The sequence below is a fragment of the Vibrio cidicii genome (genome assembly GCF_009665415.1).
GTDB classification, from domain to species: domain Bacteria; phylum Pseudomonadota; class Gammaproteobacteria; order Enterobacterales; family Vibrionaceae; genus Vibrio; species Vibrio cidicii.
Map to the genome: position 1 here is coordinate 2,663,947 of NZ_CP035921.1, position 13,398 is coordinate 2,677,344.

12 protein-coding genes are annotated in these 13,398 nt (G+C 50.9%); 9 read left to right on the forward strand and 3 right to left on the reverse strand.

Features of this window, described 5'->3' with window-relative positions:
• The first annotated feature begins 46 nt into the window (after nt 1–46).
• The 6 genes from EWA64_RS13330 to EWA64_RS13355 all read left to right on the forward strand — a co-directional run bounded on the left by EWA64_RS13330 (nt 47) and on the right by EWA64_RS13355 (nt 6,598).
• Nucleotides 47–775 (forward strand): response regulator, encoded by a 729-nt coding sequence (locus EWA64_RS13330; protein ID WP_061895151.1) that lies wholly within the window; start codon nt 47–49, stop codon nt 773–775.
• Between the two features lie 12 nt (nt 776–787).
• Nucleotides 788–2,224, forward strand: coding sequence for an ATP-binding protein (locus tag EWA64_RS13335; RefSeq protein WP_139045710.1), 1,437 nt, complete (start codon nt 788–790; stop codon nt 2,222–2,224).
• A 119-nt stretch (nt 2,225–2,343) separates the two neighbouring features.
• Nucleotides 2,344–3,591, forward strand: coding sequence for an ABC transporter substrate-binding protein (locus tag EWA64_RS13340; protein ID WP_061895153.1), 1,248 nt, complete (start codon nt 2,344–2,346; stop codon nt 3,589–3,591).
• Between the two features lie 111 nt (nt 3,592–3,702).
• Nucleotides 3,703–4,626, forward strand: a complete 924-nt coding sequence (locus tag EWA64_RS13345; RefSeq protein WP_045570960.1) for a carbohydrate ABC transporter permease — start codon at nt 3,703–3,705, stop codon at nt 4,624–4,626.
• Nucleotides 4,623–5,480, forward strand: coding sequence for a carbohydrate ABC transporter permease (locus EWA64_RS13350; RefSeq protein ID WP_061895154.1), 858 nt, complete (start codon nt 4,623–4,625; stop codon nt 5,478–5,480). Before EWA64_RS13345 ends, EWA64_RS13350 begins: the two co-directional genes overlap by 4 nt.
• 5 nt (nt 5,481–5,485) lie before the next feature.
• Nucleotides 5,486–6,598 carry an ABC transporter ATP-binding protein gene (locus tag EWA64_RS13355; RefSeq protein ID WP_061895155.1) on the forward strand — a complete coding sequence of 371 codons (1,113 nt, stop codon included), beginning with the start codon at nt 5,486–5,488 and terminating at the stop codon, nt 6,596–6,598.
• Here the strand turns inward: EWA64_RS13355 and EWA64_RS13360 are convergent.
• Nucleotides 6,595–6,789 (reverse strand): hypothetical protein, encoded by a 195-nt coding sequence (locus EWA64_RS13360; RefSeq protein WP_139045707.1) that lies wholly within the window; start codon nt 6,787–6,789, stop codon nt 6,595–6,597. The two genes, EWA64_RS13355 and EWA64_RS13360, sit on opposite strands and share 4 nt — an antisense overlap.
• A gap of 255 nt (nt 6,790–7,044) precedes the next feature.
• Between EWA64_RS13360 and EWA64_RS13365 the strand changes: the two genes are divergently transcribed.
• The 3 genes from EWA64_RS13365 to EWA64_RS13375 are packed head-to-tail and all read left to right on the forward strand — an operon-like array spanning nt 7,045 to nt 10,134.
• Nucleotides 7,045–8,043 (forward strand): TRAP transporter substrate-binding protein, encoded by a 999-nt coding sequence (locus EWA64_RS13365; RefSeq protein WP_039424965.1) that lies wholly within the window; start codon nt 7,045–7,047, stop codon nt 8,041–8,043.
• Nucleotides 8,044–8,100: 57 nt separating this feature from the next.
• On the forward strand, nt 8,101–8,769 hold the full coding sequence (locus tag EWA64_RS13370; protein WP_039433837.1) for a TRAP transporter small permease: 669 nt from the start codon (nt 8,101–8,103) through the stop codon (nt 8,767–8,769).
• 3 nt (nt 8,770–8,772) lie between these two features.
• Complete coding sequence (locus tag EWA64_RS13375) at nt 8,773–10,134, forward strand: TRAP transporter large permease (protein WP_061895156.1); 1,362 nt, start codon at nt 8,773–8,775, stop codon at nt 10,132–10,134.
• 77 nt (nt 10,135–10,211) lie between these two features.
• Here EWA64_RS13375 and EWA64_RS13380 read toward each other — a convergent pair whose 3' ends face one another.
• Together EWA64_RS13380 and EWA64_RS13385 are read right to left on the reverse strand one after the other, a co-directional pair.
• Nucleotides 10,212–11,555 carry a sigma-54-dependent transcriptional regulator gene (locus EWA64_RS13380; protein ID WP_061895157.1) on the reverse strand — a complete coding sequence of 448 codons (1,344 nt, stop codon included), beginning with the start codon at nt 11,553–11,555 and terminating at the stop codon, nt 10,212–10,214.
• Entirely contained in the window at nt 11,555–13,345 is a 1,791-nt protein-coding gene (locus EWA64_RS13385) for a sensor histidine kinase (RefSeq protein ID WP_061895158.1), read from the reverse strand. The genes EWA64_RS13380 and EWA64_RS13385 overlap by 1 nt, the downstream gene beginning before the upstream one ends.
• Nucleotides 13,346–13,398 lie beyond the last annotated feature (53 nt).

Consider the following 13,398-nt stretch of genomic DNA (forward strand, 5'->3'; position numbering starts at 1 on the left):
AAATCGATAGACTATGTAAATAAATTGTAATGATAGGTAAAGGCGAATGCAGGAAGTAAGCCGAATTTTGGTGGTTGACGACGACGAAGAGATCCGTGAGCTGTTGGATGAGTATCTGTCGCGCAGCGGATATCAGGTGACAACTGTCGCCGATGGTGTACAGCTCAAAGCACATCTTAGCCAAGAGGGCTTTCCGGACTTGATCCTGCTCGACATCATGCTGCCCGGCGAGGATGGCTTTAGCTTGTGCCAGTACATTCGCCGTGAATCGAGCGTGCCGATCATTATGCTTACCGCTGTCTCGGAAGAGACTGACCAGATCATCGGTTTAGAAATTGGCGCTGACGACTACATCGCGAAACCGTTTAATCCGCGCCACCTGATCGCCCGCATCAAAGCGGTGTTGCGTCGCGTGCAAGTTCGACAAGAAAAGAGCAGTGACACGTTACCAAAGCAGATTCTGTTCGGTGATTGGAGCCTAGACACTCTGGCCCATCGCCTTACCCATCAGGAAACGCAAACGCAACACGAGCTCTCTGGCAGTGATTTTGCTTTGTTGATGCTGTTTCTGACTCGGCCAAATGAGGTGCTGGATCGCGACACCATCTCCTATGCAACCCGAGGGCGAGAATCACTGCCATTCGAGCGCGGTATCGATGTACAGTTGAGCCGTTTGCGCCAGCGTTTGGGTGACAGTGCGCGCTATCCGCACTACATCAAAACCATGCGCGGCAACGGTTACATTCTCTCAGTCCCTGTCAGTTATGAACATTAAGCGAGATGAATGATGCTGCGATTCAAGCCCCATTCATTGGTTGCGCGAACCTTGATGTTGACGCTACTGGCGGTGGTGATAGCCCAAGGCATTGCCACCGCGATTTGGTATAGCCAGTCGAAACAGAAAGAGCTTGAAGGGATCCGCTCGACGTCAGCCAGCATGGCGAGCATGTTTGCTTCGACCGTAACCTTTTTCCAATCTTTACCGGTCAACTATCGTCATATTGTTTTGGATCAGATCCGCAATATGGGCGGTACGCGCTTTTTCGTCTCCTTTAACCGCGAAAAATTACAGGTCGAACCGATTGAAAATACCCGCTTAAAAGAGGCGTCGGTTAGCGCCATCAAAAGTGTGCTAAAGCAAAAGCTCACGCGGGTCGAATCGGTGTCGGTCGATTTTTCCAGCCCGGAAAAATTACGGCTGCTCAAAAACGACATCTATTTGCACGATTTGCCCAAATCGTGGGCGCACCATACCTTAACTTTGGCGCCGATTAACCCGCCTGTACTGGTGGTGCAAATTGAGCTAAGTAGCCATGAATGGATATACATCGCTGCGCTTTTACCTGCTCCGTATCTGACCTTGGATGACGAACTGTTGGGGCGAGAGCAGATACTGTTTCTGTTTTTGTCCACCAGCTTATTGCTGCTGCTCACCTATGCGATGATCCGTCGGCAGGTGAAACCGCTCAAACGGCTGGCGCGCGCAGCTAATGAGATGAGCATGAATATCGAACAGCCGCCGCTGGCGGAGGAAGGGGCGAGTGAACTGGTCACCGCCACGCGCGCTTTTAATCGTATGCAGCAACGTATTCGTCGTTACGTGGCGGATCGTGAGCATCTGTTTTCGGCGATTTCCCACGATCTGAAAACACCGATCACTCGCCTGCGCCTTAGGGCAGAGCTGTTGGACGATGAGCGTAAGCGCAGTAAATTCAATCAAGATTTGGATGAGCTGGAGATGATGGTCAAAGGCGCGCTGCAGTGCGTGCGTGACACGGATTTGCATGAAAATAACGACTATATCGATCTTAACGTCATGCTGGAGCAGATCATCGAAAGTTACAATCAGCATCAGGTTCGAGTTCACTTTACCCCACATCCGATGGAGCCCTTGGTCGCGAAACCTTTAGCCATTAAGCGAGTACTGAGCAATTTGCTCGACAATGCGCTCAAGTATGCAGGCCGTGCCGAAGTGCAGCTAGAGGAAAACGATAACTGGGTGAAAGTGACCATCACTGACTCTGGTCCGGGTATTCCCAACCATAAACTGGAAGCCGTGTTTGAGCCCTACTATCGCTTAGCGCATGATACCGAGGGGCACGGCTTGGGGCTGGGTATTTGCCGCAATATTTTGCACGGACACGGCGGAGATCTCACTCTGAGCAATTTACCCAAAGGCGGCTTGAAAGTGGAAGTGCTGATTCCATCAGGGCTTGAAGTTTAATGTAACTTAATTGTTACGTTATGGTTACTGTTTGTTGCAATCCATACAGTTTATTACGGATAGACTGCTCAATATCAGACCAAGCCTGGTTTGACTAAGCCGATACATGGAAGATAACAATGAAAATGACCAAAACCCTACTTACTCTCTCTCTTCTTTCTGCGACTTCATTGGTTCAGGCTGGTGAAGTGGAAGTACTTCACTGGTGGACTGCTGGCGGCGAAGCCAAATCTGCCGCTGTGCTGAAACAGATGCTAGAGCAGCAAGGCCACACTTGGAAAGATTTCGCCGTTGCTGGTGGTGGCGGCGAGTCTGCGATGACCGTTCTCAAAACCCGTGCTGTTTCTGGTAATCCGCCTTCTGCGGCGCAAATCAAAGGCCACGATATCCAAGAATGGGGTGGGCTCGGCTTTTTGACATCGTTAGACGCGACGGCGAAAAAAGAGAACTGGGATGGCATTCTTCCTGCGGTGGTCAGCAAAGTGATGAAGTTTGATGGTGAATATGTGGCGGTTCCCGTCAACGTGCACCGCGTTAACTGGTTGTGGGCAAACCCAGAAGTGCTGAAAAAGTCGGGCGTTGCGCTACCCACCACCTTAGATGAATTCTTTGCCGCCGCCGACAAAATCAAAGCGGCGGGCTTTATTCCGCTGGCACATGGCGGTCAACCTTGGCAAGACGCAACGATATTTGAAGCGGTGGCGCTGGATGTGTTAGGCAGCGCCGACTATAACAAAGCGTTTGTCGATCTCGACATGAATGTGCTTTCGGGCGACAAAATGGTCGAAGTGTTTACTAAATTTAAGAAAATGCGCAGTTACATTGATGACAACGCGCCGGGACGTGACTGGAACGTGGCCACGTCGATGGTGATCAACGGCGAAGCGGCGATGCAGATCATGGGCGACTGGGCGAAAGGGGAGTTTTCTGCGGCGGGCAAAGTCGCGGGCAAAGATTACATCTGCGCGCCAGCACCGGGCACTACGGGGCAGTTTACCTTCAACATCGACAGTTTTGCTTTCTTTGAACTGAGTAATAAAGCCAACCAAAAAGCGCAGCAAGACTTGGCAAAAACCATTTTGACCAAAGAGTTCCAAGAAGTCTTTAACCTCAACAAAGGCTCCATTCCAGTGCGTCTGGACATGGATATGTCTAAGTTCGACCAGTGCGCGCTGGACTCTATGGCGACCTTCAAAGCCAGTGCTAAGTCGGGCGATCTTGTGCCGAGTATGGCGCACGGTCTTGCCACCACCAGCTACGCGCAAGGTGCCATCTATGACGTGGTGACCAACTTCTTCAACGACAGCAAAGCCGATCCGAAAGAAGCGGCGCAAAAGCTGGCGAAAGCGGTGAAAGCGGCCATCTAACTCTTGGGGCGGGCAGGCTTGTGGGGAGCCTGTCTGCCTATTTCCGCCACTCAATGCTATGGACAACGGGCGACGTTGGCCATGGCTGAGTGTTTGCTACAAGGAATCGTTATGGAGCATGTTTTGCACGGGTCATCTGCCAAAAACGCACCGAAACCGGGTTTTGCCGACCGCTTGCAACATTGGCTGCCAAAAATCGTTTTGGCACCAACGATGCTGGTCACTGTGGTGTGTATTTATGGATTTATTTTCTGGACAGCAGCGCTGTCTATGACAAACTCGCGCTTTTTGCCGAGTTTTAATTTTGCGGGTTTCGATCAGTACGCCAAACTGATGGACAACGACCGTTGGCTAACTTCGATCACCAATCTGGGGGTGTTTGGGCTGCTATTTATGCTGGTTGCCATCGTTTTGGGCGTTGGGCTGGCGATTTTGCTGGACCAAAATATTCGCCAAGAAGGGGCGATTCGCACCATCTATCTCTACCCGATGGCGCTGTCGTTTATCGTCACGGGCACGGCGTGGAAGTGGATTCTAAACCCCGGCCTCGGGATTGAAAAACTGATGCATGATTGGGGCTTTACTGGTTTTGAGTTTGACTGGTTGGTGGACTCCGATATGGCGGTCTATACCTTAGTGATTGCCGCGGTCTGGCAATCGTCTGGCTTTGTCATGGCGATGTTTTTAGCTGGGCTGCGTGGGATTGACTCTTCGATTGTCAAAGCGGCGCAGATTGATGGCGCGAGTCTGCCGACCATCTATTGGAAAATCATTTTGCCTTGTTTACGTCCGGTGTTTTTCAGCGCGGTGATTATCACATCGCACATTGCGATTAAGAGTTTCGATTTGGTCACCGCCATGACCGCAGGTGGGCCGGGTTATTCCTCTGATTTACCTGCGCTGTTTATGTACGCGCACTCCTTTACCCGCGGGCAGATCGGCCTTGGCGCAGCCAGTGCCATGATGATGCTGGCAGGCATTCTTGCCATTTTGGTGCCGTATCTTTATTCCGAACTTAGGGAGAAGCGTTCATGAGTAGTCAAATGAACTTGGCCCGCCTGACGATTTACGCTGCCTTGGTTTTCTTCTGCTTGGTGTATCTGATGCCGCTGTTTGTCATGGTGATCACCTCATTTAAAACCTTGCCCGATATAAAAGCAGGCAACTTGATGTCTTTGCCGCAAGAGTGGGTGATGGATGCGTGGTACAAAGCGTGGAGCAGTGCCTGTACCGGGGTGAAATGTGAAGGGGTGCAAGGCTATTTTTGGAACTCCTTTCAGATGGTCATTCCGGCGGTGGCGATATCCACTTTGCTTGGCGCATTCAACGGCTACGTGGTAACCAAATGGCAATTTCGCGGCTCCAACCTGTTCTTCAGTTTGCTGCTGTTTGGCTGTTTTATTCCCTTTCAGGTGATTTTGTTACCGATGGCGGCTGTGCTGGGCAAACTGGGTTTAGCCAACACCACCACAGGCTTGGTGCTGGTGCACGTTATCTATGGTATGGCGTTTACTACGCTGTTTTTCCGCAATTTCTACATTGGCGTGCCAGATGAGCTGATCAAAGCCGCTAAGCTCGATGGCGCTGGCTTTTTCACCATTTTCTTTAAGATTTTGCTGCCGATTTCCACCCCGATCATCATGGTGACGGTGATTTGGCAGTTTACCGCCATCTGGAACGATTTCCTGTTTGGCGTGGTTTATTCCGGCTCAGAGACGCAGCCGATCACCGTAGCGCTGAACAACTTAGTCAATACCAGTACTGGGGTCAAAGAGTACAACGTCGATATGGCAGCGGCGATCATCGCAGCGCTGCCGACGCTGCTGGTGTATGTATTAGCAGGCAAATATTTTGTGCGTGGTTTAACGGCAGGATCAGTAAAAGGATAAGTAACATGGCAACTCTAGAACTCAAACAGATCCGCAAAACCTACGCGAAAGCGGACATTGAAACCCTCAAGGGAATCGATATCAGTATCGACTCTGGCGAGTTTTTGATCCTCGTTGGCCCATCTGGCTGCGGAAAATCGACCCTGATGAATACCATTGCTGGGCTTGAGAACATCTCCTCAGGGCAAATTGTGATTGATGGGGTGAACGTGGCGGAGGTTGAACCGAAAGATCGCGACATCGCGATGGTGTTTCAATCCTATGCGCTCTATCCCAATATGACGGTGCGCGGCAATATCGAATTTGGCCTCAAGATCCGCAAGATGGCGAAAACCGAGATCGATGCCGAAGTGCAGCGCGTGGCCGAGATGCTACAAATCGACCACTTGCTGGATCGCAAGCCGTCCCAGCTCTCTGGCGGTCAACGCCAGCGGGTGGCGATGGGTCGAGCACTGGCACGTCGGCCGAAACTCTACCTATTTGATGAGCCGCTATCGAACTTGGATGCCAAATTGCGCGTGGAAATGCGCCATCAAATTAAACGGCTGCATCAGCAGCTCAATACCACCATCGTTTACGTGACCCACGATCAGATAGAAGCAATGACACTGGCAGACCGTATCGCGGTGATGAAAGACGGCATCTTACAACAGCTCGGTACCCCGCAGGAGATCTACAACAAACCGGCCAACATGTTTGTCGCCGGATTTATGGGCTCGCCTTCGATGAACTTTATTCACACTATGGTGGACTTGGATGAACAAGATCAGCCCGTGATTAAAGTGACGGGTGGCTGTGGCCAAGAGCATCATATTCGTTTGCCAGCATCGATGCGGGAGCAAGACGGAAAGCAGGTGGTGATTGGCCTGCGCCCTGAGCACATCAGCGACAAACCGAGTGACGATCAATCAGCGTCGACTTGTCTTAATCTTAAACTAGAGGTTTTGGAACCGACGGGGCCAGAGACCATCGCGATGATCAAAGTCAACGATCAAGAAGTGGCGTGCCGTTTATCGCCAGAACTGCAAGCAAAAGTGGGCGACACCGCGCCGCTCTATTTCGACTTGTCTAAAGCGGTTTACTTCGACGCGCAAAGTCAGGTGCGCATCGAGTTCTAACCCGCTTGCGTCGTTTTTGCTTTCTCCGGGCAAACGACGCTTCTATTTGCGTGTCCTCTATCGCGTTCGCAGTTGACACAGGCTGCGACCGGCACAATCGGGGGAGAGTGACCAGAGCGCTTGCTGTCTGGTGTGAGGACACGCCCTTCTTCTCCATTCGTTCTCTTTTCACTTACTCGTTCTTTTTTCATTTACTCATGCTGTTCCTGATTTAAGCCCCCAGTATTGATGGGTCATTTCCCACCCTTTAGCAATTTCCAATGGGTCATTTTCCACCCATTTCCAGAATGAATAATTAGTAAAATGTTATCCGCTCTGAATAAATTGATTTTATTTCGTTGATTCTTAATGGTTATAAAATTGTTAGCAAATGTGGCCTAGTTGTTGCTCTTAGTGAAACATCAGTCCCCAAAGAAGGGGCTGCTTACTTCAACAAGGAGAACACAATGTTTAAACCTCTTACCCTACTTGCTGCTTCTGTTCTTGCCGTGACCAGCTTTAACGCCGCCGCGAACTGTGACCCGGGCGAAATCGTGATCAAGTTCAGCCACGTGACCAACACCGACAAACACCCGAAAGGGATCGCCGCTTCTCTGTTGGAAGAGCGCGTCAATAAGGAGATGAACGGTAAAGCGTGTATGCAGGTTTATCCAAACTCAACCCTTTACGATGACGATAAAGTGCTTGAGGCGATGCTCAACGGTGACGTGCAACTGGCTGCGCCGTCGCTTTCCAAATTCGAGAAGTTCACCAAGAAATACCGCATTTTTGACCTGCCTTTCCTTTTCGATGATGTTGACGCTGTAGACCGTTTTCAAAACTCCGAAGCGGGCGAAAAGCTGAAAAACGCCATGAATCGTCGCGGTATTCGCGGCCTCGAATTTTGGCACAACGGCATGAAACAGATTTCGGCCAGTAAACCAATCATGGTGCCAGCCGATGCCAAGGGCTTGAAATTCCGCGTTCAGGCGTCGGATGTGTTAGTGGCTCAGTTTGAGCAACTTGGCGCGAACCCACAGAAAATGTCTTTTGCCGAAGTGTACGGTGGTCTACAAACCAAAGTTATCGATGGTCAAGAGAACACTTGGTCAAACATCTACGGTAAGAAGTTCTTCGAAGTTCAGGACGGCATTACCGAAACCAACCACGGCATTCTGGATTACTTGGTGGTGACATCAACCAAGTGGTGGGATGGCCTGCCAAGCGATGTGCGCAATCAGCTCGCCACCATCTTGAAAGAAGTGACTGAAATGCGTAACGCCGAATCGAACAAAGTGGAGCTGGCGAACAGACAGTACGTGATTGAAGCCGGTGGTGTAGTGCGCACCTTGACGCCAGAGCAGCGCCAAGAGTGGGTCACGGCGCTAACACCAGTATGGAAAAAGTTTGAAAAAGATATCGGTTCTGATCTGATTGACGCAGCGCTGGCGTCAAACAAGAAATAACGAAAAAGGGCAGGTCTCAGCCGTGAGGCCTGCCAAAAATAAAGAGCGAAAGCGATTATGGAACAATCAATGATGGCCAAAATCGGCCAGTTTACCGACCGAGTCGAAGAGGGGTTGATCGCCTTTTTCTTAGGGGCAATGACCTTGCTAACCTTCATCAACGTGGTGATGCGTTATCTGTTTAACGACAACATTTTATGGGCCTTGGAACTGACGGTGTTTATGTTTGCCTGGATGGTGCTGGTCGGCGCGTCCTACGGCGTGAAGAAGCACTTCCATATCGGAGTCGATGTGGTCATCAATAAAGCCCCACCACAAGTTCGCAAAGTGCTGGCGTTGTTGGCCGTGGCTTGTTGTCTGGCGTTTGCCATCCTGCTGCTGATTGGCTCGTGGAATTACTGGTATCCGTTTGCCACTGAACGTGCTTGGTATGAGACCGATGATATTCCGATGCCGGAGATGTTCCAATTTTTATCTGTGTGGTTTAACGAAGGGGAGCTGTATGAAAAGATCCCGCGTTTCCTTCCTTACATGGCATTGCCTATTGGTATGGGGCTGCTCACTTTCCGTTTTCTCCAAGTGGCTTGGCTTATTGTGACTAATCAACAAGATCGCATGATCGCGGGGCACGAAGCGGAAGAAGATTTAGAGAGCTTGAAAGCGGAGCTAAGCGGTGCAGAAGCCATCATGAGCAAACCGCAACAAACCGACAGCAAGGAGCGTTAATCCATGGATATTCTGATTCTGTTTTTGATGGTGATCGCCTTCATGCTGATTGGCGTGCCGATCGCCGTCTCGCTGGGCCTATCCAGCATTCTGTTTTTGATGTGGCATTCAGACGCCTCTCTCGCATCGGTGGCGCAGACGTTATTCAATGCTTTTGAAGGACACTACACGCTGCTGGCTATTCCTTTCTTCATTCTGGCGTCGAGCTTTATGTCGACTGGCGGGGTGGCCAAGCGGATTATTCGTTTCGCGATTGCGATGGTGGGTTGGTTTCGTGGTGGCCTAGCGATGGCGTCTGTGGTTGCCTGTATGATGTTTGCCGCGTTGTCGGGGTCTTCACCGGCAACGGTGGTGGCGATCGGTAGCATTGTGATTGCCGGGATGATCAAAAACGGCTACTCGAAAGAGTTTGCCGCTGGGGTGATTTGTAACGCGGGTACGCTCGGTATCTTGATCCCACCTTCTATCGTGATGGTGGTCTATTCGGCGGCAACCGACGTGTCGGTTGGGCGCATGTTCCTTGGCGGCGTGATTCCCGGTCTGCTGGCGGGATTGATGTTGATGGTGGCGATTTACATCGCCGCAAGAGTGAAAAACCTGCCTAAGCAACCTTTTGTTGGCTGGAAAGAGGCGATGGCCGCCGCCAAAGACGCCAGTTGGGGCTTGCTGTTGGTGGTGATTATTCTCGGCGGTATCTACGGCGGTGTCTTCACCCCAACCGAAGCGGCTGCGGTGGCTGCTGTTTACTCGTTCTTTATCGCCAATTTCGTCTACAAAGACATGGGCCCGTTTGCCGACAAAGAGAACAGACGCCCGGCGCTAGTGAAAGTGGTCGAAACCTTTGTGCACAAAGATACGCAAAAAACGCTGTTTGAAGCGGGTAAGCTGACCATCATGCTGCTGTTTATCATTGCCAATGCACTGATTCTCAAGCACGTACTGACCGAAGAACGCATCCCGCAGATGATCACAGAATCCATGCTGTCGGCAGGTCTTGGCCCAATTGCTTTCCTTATCGTGGTCAACGTGCTGTTGCTGATTGGTGGTCAGTTTATGGAACCGTCCGGTCTGCTGATTATCGTCGCGCCACTGGTTTTCCCGATTGCGATTCAGCTTGGCATTGACCCAATCCACCTTGGCATCATCATGGTGGTCAACATGGAGATTGGCATGATCACGCCACCGGTTGGCCTCAACCTGTTTGTGACCGCTGGGGTGGCACGAATGTCGATGATGGGCGTGGTAAAAGCAGCGCTCCCTTGGGTGGCGGTGATGTTCTTGTTCTTAATTATCGTCACCTATATTCCATGGGTGTCGACGTGGCTGCCGACCACCTTGATGGGGCCGGAGATTATTACTAAATAGCCGCTAATTAGGCCTAAAAAGAGCCGCCTCGGCCTATTTGCCGAGGCGGCTTTGTTATGAGGTCTTAATCATGAGGCTTAATCGTTTTTATAGTGACTTTTATCTAAATCGTAACGTTGCATCTTGTCGTAAAGCGTTTTGCGCGCCACTTTGAGTTTTTCCATCGTCTCCTTGATGCTCCCCCCGCATTCGAGCAGTGTTTGCTCGATGATGCTTTTCTCAAACTCCGCCACTTGTTCGACTAAGCTTTGTGCATTGTTACTGACGCTGGGGAGATCGCCCAACTGTGCCAGTTTACCTAATAGTGTGTAGCGCTCAGCGGCGTTGCGCAGCTCTCTGACATTGCCCGGCCAGCTGTGGGCGAGCAGTTGTTGTAAATCGCTGCTATTGAGTGCCGGAACGGTTTTGCCGTAGCGGGAAGCCGCGACCAAGAGAAAGTGATGAAAGAGGGCTGGGATGTCCTCTTTGCGCTCGCGCAGAGGCGGCAGATCCAGCGTGACGACATTGAGGCGGTAGTACAAATCTTGACGAAACTCGCCTTGCGCAGCCGCTTGTTTGAGATCGACTTTGGTGGCTGCTATCACGCGAATATCGAGAGGTAACAATTGGTTTGAGCCGACGCGCTCAATCACTCGTTCCTGCAACACTCGCAACAGGCGAATTTGCGCTTGCATCGGCATTGATTCAATTTCGTCCAAAAACAGCGTACCGCCTTGGGCGAACTCGAATTTTCCGATGCGCTGGCTGTCTGCGCCCGTGAACGCGCCTTTCTCGTGCCCGTACAGCTCGCTTTCAATCAAATTTTCCGGCACCGCCCCGCAGTTAACGGCGACAAAATTTTGCTCGCGGCGACTGCTTTGTTCATGAATCGATCGAGCAATCAGTTCCTTGCCAGTCCCCGTCTCGCCAAACAGTAAAATATCCGCGCTGGTATCGGCGATATGGCTGATGGTGTCGCGCAGCTCTTGAATGCACGGCGTTTCTCCGATAATGCGTGGTCCGAGCGTTTTACTCGCTTTGAGCGACTGGCGCAGCGCTTGGTTTTCGTTGGTCAATTGGCGTTTTTCAATCGCCCGTTTGACCGTTTCGACCAAGTGCTCCGGCGAGAAAGGCTTCTCAATAAAATCGTACGCGCCTTGACGCAGTGCTTTCACCGCCATGGAGATGTCACCGTGACCAGTAATCATGATCACCGGCAGATCTTTATCACGATGGCTGAGAGTGCTAAGCAGATCCATCCCTGAGATCCCCGGTAAACAGATATCGGTCACCACCACACCGGGTTTGTCGTCTCCTTTCATCGCCAGCAGGGCGCTCTCGGCATCAGCAAAAAAACAGGCTTTAATATCCGCGAGCTCAAAGCTTTGCTCGATGGCCAGCCGCAGATCCGATTCATCGTCAATAAAGTACACTAGACACATCATGACACCTCTGTGTTAATCACCGGCAGCACTACCGTGAAGCGAGCGCCGCCTAACGCGCTTGTGCTCACACTCAGTTTCCCTTTCATGCCGGAAAGAATTTGTTGTGAAATGGACAGGCCGAGCCCGAGACCATTTTTTTTGGTGGTGTGGAAAGGCTCGCAAAGCGTTGAGAAAGCATTGAGTTCGATACCTGGCCCGTTGTCATCAATGTGGATGGCGACCATAGCGTTTGCACTTAACTCGACCGTGATCACTAGGCGTTTGTTGTCACACTCGCTCATCGCTTCCATCGCGTTTGTCAGCAAGTTAATCAGCACTTGTTCCAACTGAATGGTGTTGGCCAACAGCCAAATATCATCCTGAGGAAAATCAGTTTCCAGATGGACCCGCGCAGACTTAAGCGCGGGTTTCATCAACTCTTTGGTTGAGAGCAAAATCGGCACAAGTTTGGTTTCAACCAGCTCATCCCCTGTTGTCCTGCGCGCGAAAGAGCGCAGCTGCTGGCTGATCTTCGCCACTCGGTCCGTAAGGGCAGATATCCGGCTGAGGTTGTCATCGACCCGGTCATAGCGTTCTTTGTGCAAAAACAGCTTGCCATTTTCTGCAAAACTGCGAATTGCCGCCAGCGGGTTGTTGAGCTCATGACTGATGCTGGCGGACATTTGCCCCAATACGGCCAGTTTGGCGGCTTGAATCAACTCATCTTGGGTGACGCGCAGCACTTGCTCGGTTTTAGCGCGTTGGGCAATTTCTGCCTGCAATTCGGCAGTGCGTTCCATCACCTGAAATTCGAGCTTTTGATTGGCCTCTTGCTGCAATTGTTCTATTTGACGGTGTTTTTGCTGGCGATGGTAATAAAGCTGTCCCAGCAGAAATAAGATAGCGAAAACCAGCGTCAAGACCAGCAGAGCGCCGAGAGTAGTAAACACGATGGTGTGTTTGGATGAGAGTACGCGAATGGTGAGATCCAGCTCAGGTAGCGCATGAGAGGAGACCACCATAGTGGCAGAGCGATAATGACTGCCTTGACGGATCTCACTGTGTTCGTTGGTGAGATCGCCGACAAAATTGAGTGATTCAATCTTTTGGTCGAGATATTGGCGTGACGCGCTGATCTGCGCCAAGGTCTCTTGGCTGAGAGGCGTTAGGCTTTTGAACAGCCAGTCGGGATTACTCGACATAAATACAATTTGGTTGCGGTCACTAGCGACAAAAATACTGCGCTTTTCACGCCAATTTTCCTCTATCGAGGTAAGATCCATTTTGACCACGACAACGCCAATCGGTGCGCCAGCATACGTCATGGGGTAGGAGTAGTAGTAGCCGCGCTGGCCAGAGGTTGACCCAAGAGCAAAGTACTGGCTCTGCTCGCCCACAATCGCCTGTTTGAAATAAGGGCGAAAAGCGAAGTTGCGACCAATAAAGGTGCGGTCGAGATTCCAGTTACTTGCGGCAATGGTGTTGCCAAATTGATCAATCAAATAGGTATCGACCGCTTTGATCACGTGATTGACCTCTTCCAAATAGCGATTGGTGACATCGATTTGTGCGCTATTGTTCGGATGAAGCAAGGCTTGGATCAATGGCTCATCTTTGGAGAGTAACTGCGGAATATGGGCGTACTTATCCAATTTATTCTGAATATGGCTAGCAAAACGCTCTAATTGAGACTGGTGCTGCTGGAGGAGTGAAGCGTAGGTGGTTTGCCAAACCCAATGGCCAGTGAGTATTAATGAAAAAAGGTAAAAGGCGATAAAAATCAAAACAGTGCGTCTGCGTTGTGACATTCCTTGCCTCCAGCTACTGACACGGATAAAGCATCAAGACGAGCCAGCGTAGC

Bases quoted from the DNA above. Each gene is read 5' to 3' on its own strand.
- EWA64_RS13355 (WP_061895155.1), top strand. From the start codon at position 5,486: ATGGCAACTCTAGAACTCAAACAGATCCGCAAAACCTACGCGAAAGCG.
- EWA64_RS13330 (WP_061895151.1), top strand. From the start codon at position 47: ATGCAGGAAGTAAGCCGAATTTTGGTGGTTGACGACGACGAAGAGATC.
- EWA64_RS13350 (WP_061895154.1), top strand. From the start codon at position 4,623: ATGAGTAGTCAAATGAACTTGGCCCGCCTGACGATTTACGCTGCCTTG.
- EWA64_RS13385 (WP_061895158.1), bottom strand. From the start codon at position 13,345: ATGTCACAACGCAGACGCACTGTTTTGATTTTTATCGCCTTTTACCTT.
- EWA64_RS13375 (WP_061895156.1), top strand. From the start codon at position 8,773: ATGGATATTCTGATTCTGTTTTTGATGGTGATCGCCTTCATGCTGATT.
- EWA64_RS13360 (WP_139045707.1), bottom strand. From the start codon at position 6,789: ATGAAAAAAGAACGAGTAAGTGAAAAGAGAACGAATGGAGAAGAAGGG.
- EWA64_RS13345 (WP_045570960.1), top strand. From the start codon at position 3,703: ATGGAGCATGTTTTGCACGGGTCATCTGCCAAAAACGCACCGAAACCG.
- EWA64_RS13365 (WP_039424965.1), top strand. From the start codon at position 7,045: ATGTTTAAACCTCTTACCCTACTTGCTGCTTCTGTTCTTGCCGTGACC.
- EWA64_RS13370 (WP_039433837.1), top strand. From the start codon at position 8,101: ATGGAACAATCAATGATGGCCAAAATCGGCCAGTTTACCGACCGAGTC.
- EWA64_RS13335 (WP_139045710.1), top strand. From the start codon at position 788: ATGCTGCGATTCAAGCCCCATTCATTGGTTGCGCGAACCTTGATGTTG.
- EWA64_RS13340 (WP_061895153.1), top strand. From the start codon at position 2,344: ATGAAAATGACCAAAACCCTACTTACTCTCTCTCTTCTTTCTGCGACT.
- EWA64_RS13380 (WP_061895157.1), bottom strand. From the start codon at position 11,555: ATGTGTCTAGTGTACTTTATTGACGATGAATCGGATCTGCGGCTGGCC.